19 protein-coding genes are annotated in these 19,555 nt (G+C 39.6%); 4 read left to right on the top strand and 15 right to left on the bottom strand.

Annotation, left to right across the window (positions count from 1 at the left end; translation table 11 throughout):
• Positions 1-47: 47 nt before the first annotated feature.
• Together A6E06_RS02530 and A6E06_RS02525 are read right to left on the bottom strand one after the other, a co-directional pair.
• Entirely contained in the window at positions 48-554 is a 507-nt protein-coding gene (locus A6E06_RS02530) for a GNAT family N-acetyltransferase (RefSeq protein ID WP_065591485.1), read from the bottom strand.
• Positions 555-654: 100 nt separating this feature from the next.
• Positions 655-1,221 (bottom strand): TetR/AcrR family transcriptional regulator, encoded by a 567-nt coding sequence (locus A6E06_RS02525; protein WP_065591484.1) that lies wholly within the window; start codon positions 1,219-1,221, stop codon positions 655-657.
• Between the two features lie 328 nt (positions 1,222-1,549).
• Here A6E06_RS02525 and A6E06_RS02520 point away from each other — a divergent pair, with 328 nt between their 5' ends.
• Positions 1,550-2,035 carry a VOC family protein gene (locus A6E06_RS02520; RefSeq protein WP_045101602.1) on the top strand — a complete coding sequence of 162 codons (486 nt, stop codon included), beginning with the start codon at positions 1,550-1,552 and terminating at the stop codon, positions 2,033-2,035.
• A 148-nt stretch (positions 2,036-2,183) separates the two neighbouring features.
• Here the strand turns inward: A6E06_RS02520 and A6E06_RS02515 are convergent, their stop codons facing one another.
• Together A6E06_RS02515 and A6E06_RS02510 are read right to left on the bottom strand one after the other, a co-directional pair.
• The gene (locus A6E06_RS02515; RefSeq protein WP_065591483.1) at positions 2,184-3,716 is read right to left on the bottom strand and encodes a phospholipase D family protein; all 1,533 of its coding nucleotides are present in this window, start codon (positions 3,714-3,716) and stop codon (positions 2,184-2,186) included.
• A 27-nt stretch (positions 3,717-3,743) separates the two neighbouring features.
• Positions 3,744-4,940: a triacylglycerol lipase gene (locus A6E06_RS02510; RefSeq protein ID WP_255312045.1), complete on the bottom strand. Its 1,197-nt coding sequence runs from the start codon at positions 4,938-4,940 to the stop codon at positions 3,744-3,746.
• A gap of 174 nt (positions 4,941-5,114) precedes the next feature.
• Between A6E06_RS02510 and A6E06_RS02505 the strand changes: the two genes are divergently transcribed.
• Complete coding sequence (locus A6E06_RS02505; protein WP_065591481.1) at positions 5,115-6,839, top strand: DEAD/DEAH box helicase; 1,725 nt, start codon at positions 5,115-5,117, stop codon at positions 6,837-6,839.
• 30 nt (positions 6,840-6,869) lie between these two features.
• On the opposite strand, the gene A6E06_RS02500 is transcribed toward A6E06_RS02505, so the two are convergent.
• Positions 6,870-7,295, bottom strand: a complete 426-nt coding sequence (locus tag A6E06_RS02500; protein WP_065591480.1) for a cytochrome c — start codon at positions 7,293-7,295, stop codon at positions 6,870-6,872.
• 224 nt (positions 7,296-7,519) lie between these two features.
• Here A6E06_RS02500 and rplY point away from each other — a divergent pair, with 224 nt between their 5' ends.
• Positions 7,520-7,798, top strand: coding sequence for a 50S ribosomal protein L25 (gene rplY / locus A6E06_RS02495; protein WP_060990479.1), 279 nt, complete (start codon positions 7,520-7,522; stop codon positions 7,796-7,798).
• Positions 7,799-8,101: 303 nt separating this feature from the next.
• A complete protein-coding gene (locus A6E06_RS02490; RefSeq protein ID WP_065591479.1) occupies positions 8,102-8,548 on the top strand; it encodes an META domain-containing protein in 447 nt (148 codons plus the stop codon).
• Positions 8,549-8,673: 125 nt separating this feature from the next.
• Here A6E06_RS02490 and A6E06_RS02485 read toward each other — a convergent pair whose 3' ends face one another.
• The 10 genes from A6E06_RS02485 to A6E06_RS02440 are packed head-to-tail and all read right to left on the bottom strand — an operon-like array spanning position 8,674 to position 19,553.
• Positions 8,674-9,909: a beta-ketoacyl-ACP synthase gene (locus tag A6E06_RS02485; protein ID WP_065591478.1), complete on the bottom strand. Its 1,236-nt coding sequence runs from the start codon at positions 9,907-9,909 to the stop codon at positions 8,674-8,676.
• Positions 9,906-10,631, bottom strand: a complete 726-nt coding sequence (locus tag A6E06_RS02480) for a 3-ketoacyl-ACP reductase FabG2 (RefSeq protein ID WP_065591477.1) — start codon at positions 10,629-10,631, stop codon at positions 9,906-9,908. Before A6E06_RS02480 ends, A6E06_RS02485 begins: the two co-directional genes overlap by 4 nt.
• Before the next feature lie 8 nt (positions 10,632-10,639).
• A complete protein-coding gene (locus A6E06_RS02475; protein WP_065591476.1) occupies positions 10,640-11,110 on the bottom strand; it encodes a hotdog family protein in 471 nt (156 codons plus the stop codon).
• Complete coding sequence (locus A6E06_RS02470) at positions 11,107-12,297, bottom strand: beta-ketoacyl-[acyl-carrier-protein] synthase family protein (protein ID WP_065591475.1); 1,191 nt, start codon at positions 12,295-12,297, stop codon at positions 11,107-11,109. Before A6E06_RS02470 ends, A6E06_RS02475 begins: the two co-directional genes overlap by 4 nt.
• Positions 12,298-12,322: 25 nt before the next feature.
• Positions 12,323-12,931, bottom strand: coding sequence for a DUF3261 domain-containing protein (locus tag A6E06_RS02465; protein ID WP_065591474.1), 609 nt, complete (start codon positions 12,929-12,931; stop codon positions 12,323-12,325).
• A complete protein-coding gene (locus tag A6E06_RS02460; RefSeq protein ID WP_065591473.1) occupies positions 12,931-15,282 on the bottom strand; it encodes an MMPL family transporter in 2,352 nt (783 codons plus the stop codon). The genes A6E06_RS02465 and A6E06_RS02460 overlap by 1 nt, the downstream gene beginning before the upstream one ends.
• Positions 15,266-15,886: an outer membrane lipoprotein carrier protein LolA gene (locus A6E06_RS02455; RefSeq protein WP_065591472.1), complete on the bottom strand. Its 621-nt coding sequence runs from the start codon at positions 15,884-15,886 to the stop codon at positions 15,266-15,268. The genes A6E06_RS02460 and A6E06_RS02455 overlap by 17 nt, the downstream gene beginning before the upstream one ends.
• A complete protein-coding gene (locus A6E06_RS02450) occupies positions 15,879-16,337 on the bottom strand; it encodes a thioesterase family protein (RefSeq protein ID WP_065591471.1) in 459 nt (152 codons plus the stop codon). The genes A6E06_RS02455 and A6E06_RS02450 overlap by 8 nt, the downstream gene beginning before the upstream one ends.
• Entirely contained in the window at positions 16,337-17,872 is a 1,536-nt protein-coding gene (hutH, locus tag A6E06_RS02445; RefSeq protein WP_065591470.1) for a histidine ammonia-lyase, read from the bottom strand. The genes A6E06_RS02450 and hutH overlap by 1 nt, the downstream gene beginning before the upstream one ends.
• Positions 17,862-19,553: a glycosyltransferase gene (locus A6E06_RS02440; RefSeq protein WP_065591469.1), complete on the bottom strand. Its 1,692-nt coding sequence runs from the start codon at positions 19,551-19,553 to the stop codon at positions 17,862-17,864. Before A6E06_RS02440 ends, hutH begins: the two co-directional genes overlap by 11 nt.
• Between the last annotated feature and the right edge of the window lie 2 nt (positions 19,554-19,555).

Raw genomic sequence — 19,555 nt, 5'->3', positions numbered from 1 at the left:
CTATTCGCCACAACTGAAAAAATTGGAACGCTTAGCGTCCCAATTAATTATACTTGCTCGGAAGGATGACTCCATATTAGTGGTTCTGAATAAGGACCAGTAATACTTGATGTCGACTCTCCCACACCGTCTAATGCGCCTTCTGTCAGCGCTAACGCGAACCAATTGTCTAATGGTGCTAACGATTCCACAGGAAGTCCTACTTTATGAGGTGTATTGTAACGTTTCGCGTAATGATGGACTTCACCCATAATAAACACTACATCTGGTGCTAACTGCTTTTCAGCCTCTTCCATTAATCTCGTTGCGTAGCCTTGGCGTTGGTAGCCTGGTAATACGGCTAAAGGAGCCACTACATAACATTTTAAATGTGGTGCTGCATCTATAGTAATAGGTGTATAACACGCATGTGCGACGCCTTCATAAACGATAGAGAAGCTACCGTCTTCAATTAGGTTATCTGCAAATTCAGCATACAGTTTTGCGTGTCTTTCATCATAAATACCACCTGCTGCTGCGAAAGTGTCGTATTGAATTTGATAAGGTGTTTTCATTTTTATAAATCCTTAATTGTATCTTTATTAAGATAGAGTATTGCTACTATTATTCGTTAACCAGAAACACCACGGCCAATGGTTAATTTTCTAAAAACAGTTATAAATCGAGTAATAACTGATATTTTTTGATAAAGCGTTCTTTAATTTGCAGTAATGGGTAGTCTTCATCTGAGAACAAATAGTTAAGTGCAATACCGTCTATTTCTGCAATGAGCATATGACTATCAACAAAGTGATTAGCGTTAGGTATATCGCACAAAATCCCATCAAAAGATGCCATCATTAATTTATAACGCTCGTCTAATGAATCTTTCAGAATCAACCTCATTGATGGCTGACATTTCACCTGATAGTCAAACTGATAAAATAATTTTTGCTCTGGGTTTGTCATTGATAAAAAGATGTGTTCTAACAGATTAATAAACTTCTCTTTTACCGACGCCTCTTCACTAAGCGAACTTGCATTTTCATCAACGTCACTAATGATCTCTGCCATACGAACAAAAACAGCTTTTAGTAGATCATCTTTATTTTTAAAATGATGAAACACCAAACCCTTTGATACTTTTGCAGCCTCACAAATTTGTGCAATAGAGGTTTTCTCATAACCTTGCACTGCAAACAGCTCAATTGCTGCTTTTATTGTTTGTTGTTTTTTGTCCATGACAATGCCCTTTTAATTAACAAACCGACTATCCGGTCGGTAATTATGGTGAGATATTATATTAGAAGAATAACGTTGGCAAGCGTTTAAAAAATAGGAACCTCTTAAGCTTTATAAAAAGACGGCATTGTTTAATCGCTAAGTAAGCGATGAATTCTCAATTCAAATCAAAAGTTAACCATAAAAATTATTATTACCTTTCTTATATCAATAACAAAATATTATTATTTTAATAAAATTTGATAATTTCACGTAATCAAAATTCTTACCTATACTCTCTTACATCGAAACAACATAACGAATTATTAAAACTTATTTGGAGCGCATTATGAAAATGAATCACGTTGGTATCATGGTTGGCAACATGGATAAAGCTGTTGAGTTCTACACTAAAGCGTTAGGCCTTGAGATTGTAATGGGCAATACAAAAGTGACAGAGGAACGTGAAACCGCAATTGGCCGTATGTGTATTGCTGTTTTTGGTGAAGGCTTTAAAGGTTTTAACATTGCGCATTTATTAACTAAAGATGGCATTGGCTTTGAATTATTTGAAATGAAAGAGCGTCAAGAGCGCCACGAAGTTGATTTCTCTCGCATTGGTATCTTCCATTTTTGTCTTCAAACCGATGACTTTCATGGTGTAATTAAGCGCACAGAAGAATTTGGTGGCAAGGTACGTATGGATATCATGCGTTACCACCCAGAAGATGATAACAATACAAGCCAAATGGTTTACCTAGAAGACCCGTTTGGTAACTTATTTGAGCTTTATTCTCATACATATAAAGAAACATACACTGCCGATTACGAGTAATCGAACTCTAGTAAAAGCGGCATTAAAAAAGGATTGGTAGAAATACCAATCCTTTTTCTATGTGAGCAATTGAATGTTTAATAAGGCATCTATCGCTTAATTTGTAGTAAGTGCTAAATCACAACTTAGCACATTAAGATTATTCGCATCACAGATACTTCTCTATTGGCAGCAACTGCAAAAATTGGGATTCAAAACGTTCCCATCGCCCTGTTTCTGGCTCATCTTCCCAGCTTTTATCACCAGAATACCAACGAACTTCGCCCTCTTGCAGCTTTAAATGCCAACTGTTCTTTTCATCCATCGCTTTTTCTATATCGCTCGCAAGACGTTCTGCTATTTTTTGATTTTCAATGATTAAAATCGACTCAGTATTCAGATAAGTTGATCGTAAATTGAAGTTAAAAGAGCCGATACTCGCGATACGGTCATCAAAAACGGCAGACTTAGCATGAAGACCATAAGCAAGTGTTGGGGCACATTTAGACACGTCACGGGTCGACTCTTCACATAAGCCTGTTTCTGGTTTTAATTCATATAACTGAATGCCATGTTCAAGCATCTCTTGACGTCGACCAGCATAACCAGAGTGATTGGTCGTCAGATCATTTGAGGCCATTGAGTTAGTTAGCGCTTTTATTTGAACGCCATTATTACTTAACGCCTGCCACTCTTCTAATTGGTTGTCATCAAATATTAAATAAGCCGATTCTAATAAGATCTCTTTATCCGATTCTCGAGCTAATTCGGCCAATTCTTTTGCGGTAGCTTTCGGTTCATTGGTATTGTTTTTATCAACGGGTACTGGGCGATCAAAAACAAAACGCGCATTAACCCAAGTCATTTTACTCATCAAGTCTTTTAAGAATTGATGTGCGATTTTATTGCCCTCAGGTAACGCTGGATAATTTGTGTAAATTGGCGCTGCTATCTCATCCAATACGGGTTGGTCTGGTGATGTTGCCTCACCCAATAAATCAACCGGGTAAGACCAAGTGCTGTCCCAATATTGAATAAAACTGCTTTGAATATCTGCTACCACAGAGCCTGTGACTAACACATCACGGTCACGAAAATTAATGTCATCAGAGAGATCAAAATATTCATCGCCAATATTGCGTCCACCGACAACCGAAAAAACACCATCAACAGTAAATGATTTATTGTGCATACGGCGATTTAGGCGAGAAAAGTCCCCTAAGAAGTTCACCCATTTAGTAACACCACGACGAGTTGGAATTGGGTTAAATACACGGATCTCGACTTGAGGATGTGAGTTCAGCGCAATCAAAAGATCTTCACGCTCGTTTAAGTTAATGTCATCGAGCATAACGCGAACTTTTACACCTCGATCAGCTGCCGCTAATAAACGACTCGCAAGATAATGACCTGATGCGTCTGAGTTCCAGATGTAATATTGGATATCTATGGTGTGTTCGGCGGTTTCAATTAATGCTAATCGCTGAGCAAGAGCATCCCACCCCGCATCTTGTATCAGGATCGCGCTTGTTTCTTGTGTTAATTTCTGAGGTAACGAGGTGTTTTTCAATTCAGATAAGGTACTTGTTAATGGCGTAACTACTGGCTCATTAGCGTGATCAACCTTATCAGGAAGTGAACCACACCCTGAAAGAATAGCGACAAAAAATAGCGTGATATTAATGCGTTGAAGCACAGACATTGATTAAACTTCCTTTTTTAATGTTAACTAATTATATAATTCTATCTCTTGAAGATGCGACTGCTCAGTACTTTTCCAAAAAATCGATAAATCTTCAAATAGATCATCGTTATCTAAAATACTTAAATGACTCTCATCATACCCTCGAATTTGCTCTGCATGTAACTGAGCAGGCCGAGATAACTGACTTGATAAATCAATAACGCCATCATTATTGCCTGTCGTAAATAACTGTCCAGAATTATAACTAAATAATAAGAAGTGAGGGGGTTGATACTTACCAATATCATTAAAAAGGGTTCGGATAAACTGACCATCAGGATCCAAATCAACCCATGCTGGCATCACTACAGGGGAATACTCAACACCTTGCCTTGCTGAACTCACCCCACCAAATGGGGAGGATATTGTCGCTATACTATTCACTGATTTACATAAATTCCCAACACTGCATTGTTGAATATAGTTTTCAACGACTAACCCACCCATGCTGTGCGCGACAATGTGCATTTGCTCAATATTATAATCACTGGTAATAGTGTATAGAAAATTGCCAAGCCCTTTCGATATCAAAGAGAGCGATAAACCCGTCGGATAATTAAACACCCATACTTGGTATTTAGAGTGATCTATTTTGTCTATCAAAGGAGTAAAATCAGCGGCTGTTGAGTTAATGCCATGCACAAAAAGAATGGGAATTTTATTAGGATCATATTCAGATAAGAAATACAGACCCGTATTATTGTTCAGCATAAACGTCAGTGGTTGCCACATTCCTAATTCTGCGTTTTCTTTCGCAAAAGGAGGATCGGTTAAACTCACGACGGTCCCTATTTCAACCAAATTAATTTCAATATTAAGTAGTGAGGTAAGAGAGCGGTTCACAAAAGCGTGGGGGATCTCTTCTTCATTTATGCGTAATGTCACTTGGATCGTGTCTTTATCCTGATAATTATCCAGTTTAATCACACTAAATGCTTCATCTGGCTGTAAGGTTAAATCCTTATTCTTATCTTCAAATAACAGTAAATAGTGAATTTCATTCGACATTTGTAACCCAATGCTAGAGCCACCAATGATGGCATCATAACCATCAATATCGCTCTCATTAATGTCTGTAATTTGCTCAATAATAACGGCAGAACCAACGACTGGTTCAGAAAGAGTGACTGTATATTGATTAGTTAGAGAGTTAATAGCCTCTATCTCATTCGACAGGTTCATGAAATTTGAGCACCCCGAAAGCAACGAAATAAATAGCAGTATTAGCGTTCGAGTCATTATCATGTTCATCCTTAAATCATTCTCTCTTTTTTAATACTAGCAATAAGAAAACGAAGAGTAATCTTTTATATTCTGATATGATTCACACTTATCTCAACCACTGTGTTTATATCCATGTATACGTTACGTCCTTATCAGCAAGATTCAGTGAAAGCCGTTATTCATTATTTCCGAAAGCACGCCTCTCCGGCCGTGTTAGTGCTACCTACTGGTGCAGGAAAAAGTTTGGTGATTGCGGAACTGGCTCGTATTGCTAAAGGTCGTGTATTGGTACTTGCTCACGTTAAAGAATTGGTTGAACAAAACCATGAAAAATACGAAGGCTATGGTGAAGAGGCTTCTATATTTTCAGCAGGGTTAGGCCGTAAAGAAACGGATAAAAAAGTGGTGTTTGCCTCGGTGCAATCTGTGGTTAGAAATCTTGATTCATTTAAAGATCAGTTTTCATTATTAGTGATTGATGAATGCCACCGAGTGCCAGATAACAAAGACACCAGTTACCGTAAAGTGATTGAACATCTACAAACCCAAAACTCAGGCATTAAGGTGCTTGGTTTAACCGCGACACCTTATCGTTTAGGTATTGGTTGGATTTACCAGTACCACACTCGCGGTCAAGTCAAAACTGACACACCTCGTTTTTTCCGTGATTGCATTTTTGAGTTGCCTATTCAATATTTATTGGATGAGGGCTTTTTAACCCCTGCAAAGCTGCTAGATGCTCCGGTATTGAGTTATGACTTCTCGCAATTAAAACCCGCTTCTACAGGTAAATACAAAGAATCTGAATTGGATTTGGTGATTGAAGAATCTAAACGTGCTACGCCACAAATTGTTCAGCAAATTGTAGCGTACGCAAAAGACAGAAAAGGCGTGATGATCTTTGCTGCCACGGTTCGTCATGCTCAAGAGGTATTGTCATTACTGCCACCAGAGCAATCTGAGTTAGTGGTTGGCGATACCAAAGTGATTGAACGTGATGCTATTATTCAACGCTTCAAGAAACAACAAACCAAGTTTTTAGTTAATGTGTCAGTGTTAACTACGGGATTTGATGCGCCTCATGTTGATCTGATTGCTATTTTACGTCCAACAGAATCGGTCAGTTTGTATCAACAAATTATTGGGCGAGGGCTACGTTTAGCGGAAGGGAAAACGGAATGTACCATTTTGGATTACGCAGGCAATTGCTACGATCTCTATCAACCTGAAGTGGGTGATCCTAAACCTGACAGTAACAGCGAAATCATTACTATTCCCTGCCCTGCTTGCGGTTTTAATAATAACTTCTGGGGTAAATTAGACAGTAATGGCTTTTTACTTGAGCATTTTGGTCGTCGTTGTCAGGGCTATTTTGAAGATGATGAAGGCATTCGTGAAGAGTGTGGTTATCGCTTTAGAGCCAAATATTGTAACGAGTGTGGCGCAGATAATGATATTGCTGCACGTATCTGTCATGAGTGTGATGCGATCTTAGTTGATCCAGATAAAAAGCTAAAAGAAGCGCTCAAATTAAAAGACGCTCGTATTCTCAACTGTATTGATTTAACGCTTACAGCAGGAAAAAATCAATTCGATAAGCCACAAATTAAAGTAACCTATATAGGCGATGATGATTCTGAGTTACACGAAGTGTGGCAAATGGTGACAAAGAAACAAAAGCAGCTCTTTTTAAATAACTTTGTTCGCCCTCATTTGGTGGATAGACATCGTCCATTTGAAGAAACAACCGCAATTAAAATCGCGAATAACCAACACCGTTTTCGTCCACCGAGTTTTGTGATTGCTCGTAAACAAGGTAAGTTTTGGTCTATTCGCGATAAGATCTTTGAAGAGTAATTTGAATTATGATTGGTATTATCTAGGAAATTACCACAGCGAACGATAATTCATGTGACAAGAGCGGCACTGCGAAAAAGCTTTATCAAGTGCGGCTCGTGCGGCTACTTCATCTTGTTCTACTGCGGCTTCGCTGATTAACATAAATTGCTGCGATAGCGTATCAAACTTGCCTTCAAACTCTGCTTTTTGATCCCAGATCTTGGTGCGTGCCCGGCTATTGTCTGCACTGCCTTCTGGGAATAACGTCTTTTGTTCTTCAACCGTTAAATGCGCACTTTGCGCTAACGGCATAATTTTATCCCAATCTAACGTCTCTTCATCAAACGCGTCATCTAACAAATCAGCGGTTGCATCAAGATGCTGAAAATTATTTTGACGAGATTTAATCTCCGTAGAGTAATCTGCCGCAATGACTGAAACAGAAAATAACGCCACTATTCCTATTTTTTTCATACTTGCCTCCATGCAGTTATTTTATTGTTTATGCTTTCATCGTTTTAATTTTACGATAGTTTTTTCACATTAACAAAAACCTCGTAAAAACACACGAAAATAGGTTGTTAGATAAATAATCGAATGGTACTATTCGCGCTCGTTTTTCGAAACGAAAAGTCTGTTAAGTTAGGTCGCTAAGCTTAATGGCATTTTTTTATTTTACTATTTTGAGAGTAAAGACTATGAAATTTGAAGCAGTAGTACGTACTGAACAAGGTAAGGGTGCGAGCCGCCGCCTTCGTCACGCTGGTAAATTCCCTGCAATCGTTTACGGTGGCACAGAAGCTCCAGTATCAATCGAACTAATCCACAGTGATATCATCAACCAAATGGATAAGCCTGAATTTTACGAAGCAATTGAGCTAGTAATCGATGGCGCTACTGTTAAGGTTAAACCGCAAGACGTTCAACGTCACGCGTTTAAGCCTAAAGTTGAGCACATGGACTTCATCCGCATCTAATTCGAGTCTGTTTTACTTTTTTGCATTATGTTATTTCTTTCTTACCAATTGAAATAACAACCCCTTTAAAGCCCTGATATTACCAGTATCGGGGCTTTAATCTATCTGGTGTACTCAATTATAGAACCTCCCAATATTCTTCCGCATAAAAACTAAGATCCCCTTCTCATTTTGTATTCTAATTTATAAGACAACAGTAATTGGACAGTGTTTTTTACTTTTTACTGACAATATTGGGGTATTCTCTTCTATACTTCTGTGTATTAAAAAAAGCTAAACTTCATAAACAAGTTAGGAGTTAAAATGAAAAAATTATTAGTGGCTGTATCTCTACCGGTATTAATGGCTGCATGTGCAAGCAATAGCGATAATCTAATGGCTGACGCTCAAGTTTCAGCGGATATGCTTCAGCACCACAATTGGCAGTTAACGCAAGTTGATGGTAAAGATGTTGTTTCTGAAGAAAAAGTAGAAGCGCCTCGTCTTGAAATTGGCGAAAAAATGACAGCTAACGGTAACGCTGGTTGTAATAACTTCTTTGGCCAAGGTGAGCTAAACGAAGAAGGTCAATTCCGCATTGAGAAAATGGGAATGACAATGAAAATGTGTATGGGCGATGCAATGACGACTGAACAAGCCGTATCAAGCACTCTATCTACATGGAGCGACATTACGCTTACTAAAGAAAACTTGATCCTTAAAGGTCAAGATCACGAGTTAACATTTACACTGCGTGATTGGGTAAACTAATCAATCCTGCATAATTATCTATCTTTGTTGTCACTTAAACACAAGATACAAAAAAACCGGTGAATTCCCTTCACCGGTTTTTTATTATCTGTCTCTTTTAATTGCTTTTGAATATCAATTTAGGATTATTTTTCTGTCCAGCGCTTAAATATCAGCGAAGTATTAATCCCACCAAAAGCAAAGTTATTGCTCATGATATAATTACAATCAATCTCGCGACCTGTGCCTGTAATGTAATCAAGCTTGCCACAACGCTCATCAACCTTATTTAAATTTAAGGTTGGACTAAACCAATTGTTACGCATCATCTCTATCGATAACCACGCCTCAATCGCGCCACAAGCACCCAGTGTATGACCAAAGTAAGATTTTAATGAACTGATTGGCATTGATGAGCCAAACACATTTTCTGTTGCTGTGCTCTCTGCAATATCTCCACGCTCTGTTGCTGTTCCATGCGCTGATACATAACCAATTTGTTCAGGAGATAAATTAGCATCTTGTAGTGACATTTCCATACACAATTGCATGGTTTCCATTTGAGGTTGCGTCACATGAGCTGCATCACAATTACTTGCAAAGCCAATTAGTTCTGCATAAATCGTCGCACCACGTGCTTTTGCATGTTCATACTCTTCAAGTACTAATACACCGGCACCTTCACCAATAACGAGGCCATCTCGATCTTGATCGTATGGACTTGGTGATGTTTTAGGCGCATCATTTTTTAAGCTCGTTGCGAACAATGTATCAAAAACAGCCGATTCAGTAGGGCAAAGCTCTTCTGCACCACCGGCAACCATTACGGTTTGATAACCGTGCTTAATCGCTTCATACGCGTAACCAATCGCTTGGCTACCTGAAGTACACGCACTGCTTGTTGGGATAACACGACCACGTAAACCAAAGAATAAACCAACGTTTACAGCGGCGGTATGTGGCATCATTTTTACATAAGTCGTTGCGGTTATTGCTTTGGTACTTTTTTCACTCAACATGATACCAAACGCGCCTACCGCATCAGTAGATCCTGTTGATGAACCAAAGGCGATACCTGTTTGACCATTGGTAAGTACATCATTACCAATCAAGCCACTTTGCTCTAATGCTTGTTCTGACGCAACCGTTGATAGTAATGAAACACGCCCCATTGAACGGATTTTCTTACGGGTATAATGCGTTGGTAATGTAAAATCATTAATCGGTGCAGCAAGCTTAGTATTAAGGCCATCATAAACTTCAAAGCTTGGCATATATTGCGTTGCATTTTCACACTTACGAAGGTTTTCACCGACGGTGTCCCAATCGCTGCCTAAGGCTGTCACGCCTGACATACCTGTAACCACAACACGACGAATCATACTAAACCACCATTAATAGAAATAACTTGGCGAGTCACATAGCCCGCAACATCTGACATTAAGTAACTCACAAGCCCTGCAACTTCTTCTGGATCACCCATGCGACGTAATGGTACTTGTGGTAATGCATGTTCTTTTACATGTTCATCAACCATACCTGTATCTATCAAACCTGGAGCAACACAGTTAACTGTGATTTTTCGCTTCGCTAATTCTAACGCTAACGATTTAGTCGCACCAATAACACCCGCTTTAGCCGCGCTGTAGTTGGTTTGTCCACGGTTGCCTACAATGCCAGAGACTGACGCTAATGTCACAATACGGCCGCCTTTACGCAGCTGGACCATCGGCATAACACAAGGGTGAAGAACATTGTAGAAACTATCAAGGTTGGTATGAATTACGCCATCCCACTCTTCTTCTGTCATCGCTGGGAATGCAGTATCACGAGTAATTCCGGCGTTGCTCACTACACCATAATAAGCACCATGAGCTTCAATGTCGCTTTCTAATTTCTCTTTACATTGTGCGCGATTACTAATATCAAATTGAATTAATCGGCCTGAACCGCCATTCTCTTCAATCGTCGCTAATGTTTGTTCGGCTCCAGCTTTATCACTCATATAGTGAACAATCACAAAGAAACCATCTTTTGCTAACTGTTCTGAAATTGCGCGACCAATCCCCTTACTGGCTCCGGTCACTAATACTTGTCTCATCATGATTCCCTCTACTGCTTGTCTTGCTTAGGAGCTAAAAGCTCTTCTAATTTTTCTTCTGTTGGCACAAATACATTTAATTGGCTTGACGCTATTTTTTGACCATTACATTCAATATAACAACTGAATACCGCCATGCCATTATTCTCTAAGATTTGCTCTGCAAAAATGTCGAGTGTGTCGCCTTGCTGAAATTCACTGCACTCTGCTTGGTATTTTCGACTGCCAAGTAAGAAACCTATTGGTGGTTTATTCCCTTTTTCCCATGCATGGAAGCCTGACCAGCCAGCAATACTCTGAGCCATAAACTCAATACCAACCCATGCGGGAATAGATTTTGTTTCATGGTTAAAGAAAATATTTTGCTCACTAATCGTTACTTGGCTGTGAATAGACAGTTCTTGAACATCAATAAGCCTATCGACTAATGCTAAAGGCATATCATGAGGTAAAAGATCGATTAAATCAGGAATAGTTCTCATGATTGATATCCAAAAATTAAGCTGATGTTATTGCCACCAAAAGCAAATGAATTACTAATGATGGCTTTTTTTTCTAAGTTTTGATTGGTCACAAGATTAATATCGGCTAACTCACTGTCTTTTTCACCATCATTAATTTGCACTGGCAAAGGCAAATTAAACGTTAGAATATGCCAAGCGATAGAGGCTTCGATAATACCAGCGGCACCTAAAGTATGCCCTGTTAATGGTTTAGTGGAACTGATAGGAGTATCGCTACCAAAAACAGCATTAACGGCTTTTGATTCCATCGCATCATTTAACAGGGTTGCTGTACCATGTGCATTAATGTAGCCAATCTCAGAGGCATCAAGGCCAGCATCTTTTAGAGCCTTATTCATCGATTCAATCGCCCCTTTTCCTTCTGGCTGTGGCGCTGAGATATGATGAGCATCAGAGCTATCACCCGCGCCAAGTAACGCAATTGGATTATCGGAGTCTTTTGAGTCTGCACTTAACAACATATACGCACTGGCTTCGCCAATATTAATCCCTTTACGATTAGGACTGAACGGTAAGCAATGTTCATTTGATAGCGCTTCTAGGCTATTAAAACCATTAAGAGTTAGCTTACATAAAGAGTCTGTACCACCAACAATAACGGCATCAACAAGGCCTGATTTCAACAATCGCTTCGCGGATAAAAACACTCTGCCACTTGATGAGCATGCCGTTGAAATTGCATACGTTGGGCCTGACACTTTTAAGTAATCGGCAATAAATTCCGCAGGGTTTCCTAGCTCTTGCTTACTATAGTGGTAATCAGCGGGGAAAATACCTGAATTTAATTTCTCACTCAGTGCGATTTCCCCATCAGATATCCCTGAAGTACTCGTCCCTACAACAACCGCAATACGATCTGCTCCGTATTTTGTTTTTGCCTCTTCGATTTTAGGCTCTATTTGCTGTAGCGCGGAAAGCACTAATTGATTATTTCGAGTATTAAATGCAGATAAACGCGGTGGTACTGCAGGCAATTCACCTTCAGCCTTACCAACAACGGTCGATTTACCATCGTTTAACCACCCACCCTCAGCTCTCATTGATGATTTTTTATTTCCACTGAGGGATTGATGAATATCACTTCTCTCTTTACCTAATGCTGAATGCGAACCACAGGCATGAATATATACAGGAAATTCACTCATTTTATTTATCCATTATTCGTTGAGTTTACGCTTCTGATGAATGTGAAAACGTTTTAATTGTAATGACATAACCTAAATGAGGGCTGGTTAAGAGAATATCACCATCAAATTTATTGGTGATTGAATCATAACGAATATCTAATACTGTTTTACCTGATTCATCAACCAACACCCTATGATTATCGCTCTCGCTCAACGTCCAACCAATATTATCTAATGATGCCTGCCAAGCTTCCATCGGCCATAGGGTGATCATGACATTAAATAATACTTGCTCTGGTGGAGGTAATGTATCGGAAAGCCCTGCCATAACATACGTATCTAGTGTTAAACCATCGTAATCTAAACTCAGTAATCGAGAACCCCATGAGGCAAATCCTGCGAGAACAAGATCATTACCCGTTAGTTGCAATTGAACTGGTAACTGTTGTTTACCCCCTTGAAACTCTACCGAGATTAATTGGCTCAATGATAAATCACTGCCATATTGTGCCGGTTGAGGAAGCGTAATAAATTTACCCTGAGCAACCTCAACTTGATTGGCTAGCTTAATCGGTTTTGATGTACATCCCATGACGATAAACGACAAAATAAAGATGCAAAAATAACGTAATGTTAACGGCTGACTCTTCATTATTTGTCTCCTTTATGATGTGAATTATACTTAGGTAGTTGACTTAATGGGGCTAATAACCAAGCCACAATAATACCTGTTAACACTGTAATACCAAAACTGTGAATAGCCTGAGTTTCGCTTAGGGCTAATAACCCAAAGGAAAGTATCGTGGTTAAAGCAGATAATGAAATCGCGAGTAACGTGCTCTCTTTATGTGAATGGTCACTTTGTTTATTCTGCTCTGCAAAGAAAAGGGTGTAATCAATCCCTATTCCTAGTATCAACATCAAGGCCAATAAGTTGAACAGATTTAATGGTACGCCTGTTAATACCGTAACCGCAAGCCCCGCACAACCCGCTATAAATGGAGGCAATACAATTAAGAACGCTTGTTTCAGCTTATAACGAGGCAGAAGCAGCAAAAATATCGCAGCATAAGCCATCAATAACAGTTCAGTGATTCGTTGGCGGTATTGAGCAAACAGAGTCGAAATCTCTTCTGCTTTATTGAGATAAGTTGCTCCATTATCTTGAGCAAACTCACTTAACACGGCGCTATCAACTTCTTGGTTAAACGTAATAACCGATGCGAATACGTTATCAATTTTCCCAAGCCACAAGAAACCTACTGTCTCTGAGATTGGGGATGCTAAAAACCCATCAACGGTCAGCGCATGGTATGGCTGCAATTGAGACAAAGCGTGCTTTTGTTGTATTACTTTTTGATAAGTACTCGCTTGATCTCTATATAACTTATCAACCAATTGGTAATTTTCTTGCTGTGTTTTTTGCGAAGGCACGTAGCGGGTAATGGATTGAAAACCACCAAACCCCTTACCTTGCTCTAATTCATTTGAGATTGACTCTAATTTCTGTAATAACCCCTCTTCAGAGCTATCTCGTACTAGCAATAACTGTTGAGAACCGCCAACGCCTGTAATGCTTTTTATCTCTCTTTCTTGTTGCTGAAGCGCTTGTGGTAAGGCTTGAAGCTGACGAATGTCATCATCGTACTTAGCTTGTGTTACCCCAAATACAGCGGCAACTAATAAGCTTAACGGCACCACCAATCGGATCAACGGTTGTTGCCATACAAGTAACCATTGACTTAATGCTCGTTGAGCAGGAATAACATGATATTTACTTGGTTTGCTTGCAAGTAACGGATACCAACACACGACCGTAAAGTAGGCGGCAGTTAATCCAATGGCTGAGAATAACGATAATTGTTGTAAACCTGGAAATGGCGCTATCAACATACCTAAATAACCAATCAAGCTTGTGATTAGCCCTAGAGTTATTGCTGGAAAAAGTTGTTTTATACCCTCAACTGAATTCCATTTTTTGCCGGCATTTAGACGATCAGTTAAGAAATGAAAAGCATAATCAATAGAGACGCCTATCAAGCTGGCACCAAATACCAAACTGAATAGATGAATCGATCCAAACAAGGCAATAGTTAACACATAAGCGCAGAATAAGCCTGTCGTTATAGACAATAAGGCCAGCGCTAATGGCATGGCACTTCGATACACCACAAGCACTAAAACAAGAATACCGATCAGAGAACCAAGTCCAATCGTACTTATCTCTCCTTTCGCACTTTCTGTACCATGAGCGGCATAGAAAATTACGCCAGTGTGCTGTACATCAACAGAGAATTGCTTCTGTATGTTTTGCTCTAATGCTATTAAATCAGGCAATTGCTGCTGTAAAGAAAGTTGGTAAGATGATCCTGAAAGATCGGCGGTAATCACGATGTATTTATCATCATCAACCGTTGCGGTGAGGTAACCATTTTCTATTTTAATATTGCTGGAGCTTTTTGTTAAACCTGACAAGTAGTCCCTAAATAATAGGAATGGATCATTTTCTAATTCAACCCCTGTTACACCAGAAAAAGGGTTATACAGTGCCTGCAATACTTGTTGTACTTGTTGTTCTGGTGCTGAGATTAATTGCTGCTGTTGTCTTTCCGTTAATAGCTGAGCACGAGCTGGAAAGTAATATTGTCCCCACGCTTGCTGTTGGTCTTTGCTCACTGTTGCTGTAACTGAATCAAACAAAGGCAGTTCTTTTAAGGCAATACTAAATTGCTCAACGGCATTAATAAGCTTTTTATTGTCATTCTCCGTTTGGCGAACAACGAACACCACTTTATCACTCATGGTATTTGCTATGCTATCAAAGGCTTGCTGGGCAACCTTATCTTGTTGATTATCAGGCAGTAGCGCTAATATGTTGGTTTCTACAGGGAGAACGCCCTTTGTATTAGCTTGATAAGCAAAAAGACCGATTAACCCTATGATTATCAATAACCAACTGACAGCAAACTGTCGAGGCTTAAACCAGTTAGAAGGTAAATGCACGTAACTCTTCTTCTGTTAATGTCATAGGTTTGGTTGATTGCTTAGTAAAAAGCATTTCTGTTACGTCGCCACGAACTTCACTTAACACAACGCGATTTAAGTAAGTACCACCTTCGATTTTGATCGATTTAAATACACTATCAATTGGTGATGTCGTAGGCGTTAGTAATAATGTCCATGTCTCTTTGTCACCAGAAAGCTGCAACGTAAAATTCTCTTTTATTGCGTCAGTATCCCCTTTAAATAACGAAAGGAATAATCGTGTGAAGTAGAATGCCATTGGGTTTTGAGCGTCATTTATTACTTGGGCTTCGCCATTTATTAACTGGCGTAGCTTATTTTGCGTTAGCGTCAGCGTAATTGGAAATGGCTTAGTTTGTTGCCATAACAGCCCTTGTTCATGATCCAACAGAAAAGACCCTGATGTTAATAGCGGTTGGCTAAACATTTGCATGGTTCTAACTTGCTGAAAGTCTCCTCGCACTAACGTTGATTGAGCGAGTTGTTGCTGTAAGTCATTTACACCAAAAGCAAAACTATTCGCACTGAATAAGACGCTTAATGACAATAACAAGGTTGAGATATATCGTTTGATACTATGCATTCTGGTAAGCCTCTACTTTATCGGTAAATGCTTTAGGTGATACAAAGCACATTTCGTCGTTTTCCATTTCAACAGCAACCTGCATCGTATGCCCTCTTGTCATTCTGACACCAGATTCAGCATCATAAATAACATAATCTACACGCATACGATTTTCCCACTCGGTCAGTGTTGCCACTACTCGAATGGTATGGTCATAACGTATAGATTTAGTGTATCGCACGCCAACATCAATGATTGGCCAGAGATAACCAGAGTCAACCATATCATTATAACTATATCCGATTTTTTTTAGCATCTCGTGGCGAGCGGTTTCGAAAAATCGGAAATAGTTTCCGTGGTAAATTATGCCCATTGGATCCGCATCTTGAAAAGCAGTTGTGATCAACACTTCTGAACTCAGAACGTTCAATTTAGATGATCCATCAGCATTAATCACAGTGTTTGACATTAATATAGCGTCCAATGTTGTTGTTGAATTTTATTAATAAAATTACGTAGATCTTGTTCTAGTGGGCGATCTTCGTTCACAAATTCAAACTCAGACAATACCGCATCACGCATGGTTTTTAACTCAGCGCTCAGTTCGTTATCACTTAGTTCACCTTGTCTTTCACGCAATACTAACGCTTGAGTTGCCGCTAATAAAGAAGCTGAAGTGACTTGCTCGGTTAACTGAAGAACACGCAAACAATCACGTGAAGCAATAGTTCCCATACTCACTTTATCTTGGTTATGACACTCTGTTGAACGAGAGAATACGCTTGCTGGCATCGTGCCTTTGAGTGCTTCTGCTGTCCACGCTGAAATACCAATTTGAACCGCTTTAAAGCCATGGTTAATTGGTTTACGTGCGCCTGTTGCCCCAGTTAGGTTAAATGGTAGGCCGTTGTTGAACTTATAATCCATTAACTGTGCCATTTGACGATCCAATAAATCCGCAATGTTTGCCACAGCCGTTTTTAGCATGTCCATCGCCATCGCAATATGGCCACCATAGAAATGACCGCCATGAAGAACACGCTCATTATCACCATCAATAATTGGGTTATCGTTAGCGCTGTTCAGTTCGTTCTCAATCATTTGACGTAAGAACGGTAGGCTATCTTGAAGAACACCAATGACGTGAGGAGCACAACGTAAAGAGTATCGGTCTTGCAGACGATCACTGTTTCTTGGTGGCGTTTCATTGTGTAAATCAGAACGCAACCATGACGCAATTTTTTGCTGGCCTGGATGCGGTTTTACCGCAAATAATGCTTCATCAAAATGGAAGTCATTGCCTTGCATGCCAACAGATACCATTGCGGTGATCTTCGTTGCCATTTGTGCTAAGTATTCTGCACGTTTATACGCTAAACACGCCAGCGCAGTCATTACTGACGTACCATTCATTAACGCTAAACCTTCTTTTGGTTTTAGCTTAATTGGTGTGATGTTTAGTTCTTTAAAGACATCAGCGGTTGCGCGGATTTCACCTTTATAGATCACTTCACGCTCACCAATAAGAGTGGCTGCAAGGTAAGAAAGCGGTGTTAAGTCACCACTTGCGCCCACTGAACCTTCTTGAGGAATACGCGGTGAAATTCCGTGATTAATTAGGGTAACAATTTGATTTAACAAATCGTGAGTAACGCCAGAAACCCCTTGAGATAAAGAACACAAACGAGTAGCTAATACCGCACGAGATTGTTGTTCATCTAAGTTTTCACCTAAACCACAGCCATGAAAACGAGTTAAATGTAATGGCAGTTCATCCACTAAATCCATTGGAATAGCGACAGTACAAGAATCACCGTACCCTGTTGTTACTCCATAGATCACGCCTTCTTCTTTTAAAAGACGTTCTAGGAATTCAACACCACGGTCAATTTTTGCAATGAATTCATCAGCATTATTAAGTTGTGCGTCTGCACCGTTTGCGATTTCAACAACGTCTTCAATCGTCAGACGTCCCTTGCCAAATATAATTGAATTAGTTGTCATCTTTCTTTCCAGTTAGCTGCCAAAAATTAAAAAAGTTATACCATTGCGATGGTGCTTTCAGTGTGAAATGCTCTAAACGTCGAGCATAGTTTTGCACGACTTCCTGTAAAGCCTCTTCTCGTTGTCCACGAGGTAATATAATTTGTTCTGAAAACGGTTCAAAATACACATCAAAACGTGACTCTTTTTGTGTATCGTCACGCAGACCAAACATTAAATAAACAGGTTGCTTTAAAATAGAAGCCAACATAAATGGCCCTTGTGGAAATGGCGCTGGTTTTCCTAAGAAATCAGCCCAAATAACACGATCTTCTTTGGTTACCGAGGTACGGTCTCCTACGATAACAATCCACTCTCCCGCATCTATCTTTTGTTGTAATAAAATAGCGGTATCTGGCCCCATTTTACTGACTTGAATCACATTAACATCAGATTGAGGGTTAACCGTTTTCATTACTGCATTAAAACGCTCTGCGTGCTCAGTAAATACCAGTGCATTTATTTTAAGGTCCTTATGTCGTCGACTTAAAGCACGACATAACTCTAAATTACCCAAATGAGAACCTAGCATTACGATGCCTTTTTCTCGTTTGGATAACGCTTCATAATGCTCAGTACCATGCACTATTAAGTTTTTCTCAGAAAAATCACCACGCCATGCTGCTAATTTATCTAACATGGTTTCACCAAATGAAACTAAGTGACGGTATGACGATAGTTTCTCAGGCAACGTAATGTTTTTTACTCGAGCATAGGCATTTATTTGTTGAATAAAATCATCAGACGCTTGTTTTACGGGACCACCACGTAAGTAGTAATACGCCATAACTGGCTTTAATAATAATGAGAAAACACCACGCCCAAATGTTGAATAGATCCAAAGCAGGAATTGAATACCTAAAATCGTGCCACGCTCTGCATGAGACGACCAATGATCATCCTGTATTGGTTTTCGTTTTAATAATGGTCGGATCCGTAGCAACATGCCAAAAAATAGCTTCGTGTGCATCCAACTAATTTTGACGTTATCCCATAAAGCATCAAAATGAGAAATGCCATCTTCTGGGTAAATAACGCGAGTATTGATAAATCGGATATCCGTGTCATTCCAGTACATACGAACCATGATTTCGGTATCAAAATCCATTCTACGTCCTAAGACCGCACGTTCCAGAACGCTAATAGTTGGACCTATTGGGTAAGAACGAAAACCACACATACTGTCTTTAATCGCAAAAGAAAGCGTCTCTATCCATACCCAAACATGAGTCACATATCGACCATATAGGCGTGATTTAGGCACACTCTCATCATAAACAGGTTGGCCTGAAATTAAGGCCGCAGGGTGGATTTGTGATTCTTGAATTAACTTAGGTAGTGCATTGAGATCATGCTGGCCATCGGCATCAATTTGAATTGCATGACTAAAACTTTGTTGATAGGCCGCTTCAATACCAGCAATAACCGCCCCGCCTTTACCTTGGTTTTGAGCCAATGTAATTAACGTTATATCGCTATTATTCGCTGCAATATCAATGAGTATTTGTTGCGTTTCCATTTCGCTACCGTCGTCTACTATTAGCATTGGGTAACCAAAAGCTAATAACGACTCAACAACCGCAGGGACAGTTTTGCCATGGTTATAACAAGGAATAAGAAAACAAGGACGGAAGGTAGTCATAA

Origin of the sequence: Aliivibrio sp. 1S175, from assembly GCF_001690985.1 — a bacterium.
Lineage (GTDB): Bacteria > Pseudomonadota > Gammaproteobacteria > Enterobacterales > Vibrionaceae > Aliivibrio.
Note: the sequence above shows the minus strand (reverse complement) of the source record. Positions and strands in the feature narration are given on the sequence as shown.